This window comes from Microcystis sp. LSC13-02 (genome assembly GCA_002282935.1).
Classification (GTDB): domain Bacteria; phylum Cyanobacteriota; class Cyanobacteriia; order Cyanobacteriales; family Microcystaceae; genus Microcystis.
Genome location: MTBT01000108.1, coordinates 1 through 673, shown reverse-complemented (window position 1 = coordinate 673; position 673 = coordinate 1). Strand labels below are relative to the sequence as shown.

The window sequence follows — 673 nt, the reverse complement described above, 5'->3', positions numbered from 1 at the left end:
CGAAGGGGAAAGATTTAGAAAAAGCCACACAACAGGCTAAGGATTATTTCCCCAATTTAAAGGAACATGAGTTACCGCGTTATATTTTAGTCTCGGATTTTCAACGGTTTAAATTATATGATTTAGATTCGGGCAATCAATGGGAATTTCAATTAAGTAATTTTGTTGATAACGTTCATTTATTTGATTTTATTGCTGGTTACGAAAAGCGAGTTTATAAAGACGAAGATCCCGTTAATCTTCAAGCAGCCGAGTTAATGGGAAAACTTCATGATTGCCTGAAAGAAATTGGTTATATAGGGCATGATTTGGAAGTTTATCTAGTGCGTTTATTATTTTGTTTATTTGCCGATGATACGGGTATTTTTAATAAGGGGATTTTCTGGGAATATATCGATCTACATACCAAGGAAGATGGCAGTGATTTGGCGATGCACATCGCTTCCATTTTTCAGGTTTTGAATACACCAGAAGCAAAAAGATTAAAAAATCTCGATGAAAATTTAACTCAATTTCCCTACATAAATGGCAATTTATTCGAGGAGTCGTTACCTTTAGCGGCTTTTGATAGCAAGATGCGAGTCATGTTATTAGAAGCTTGTGCTTTTGATTGGGGAAAAATTTCTCCTGCTATTTTTGGCTCTATGTTTCAAGCGGTAATGAATCCAAAAGA

General features: G+C 35.1%; 1 protein-coding gene. It reads left to right on the top strand.

Annotated features, from left to right (window positions below):
- On the top strand, window positions 1-673 hold a 673-nt coding region (locus BGL89_RS06650), incomplete at both ends, for a type IIL restriction-modification enzyme MmeI (RefSeq protein WP_353743914.1).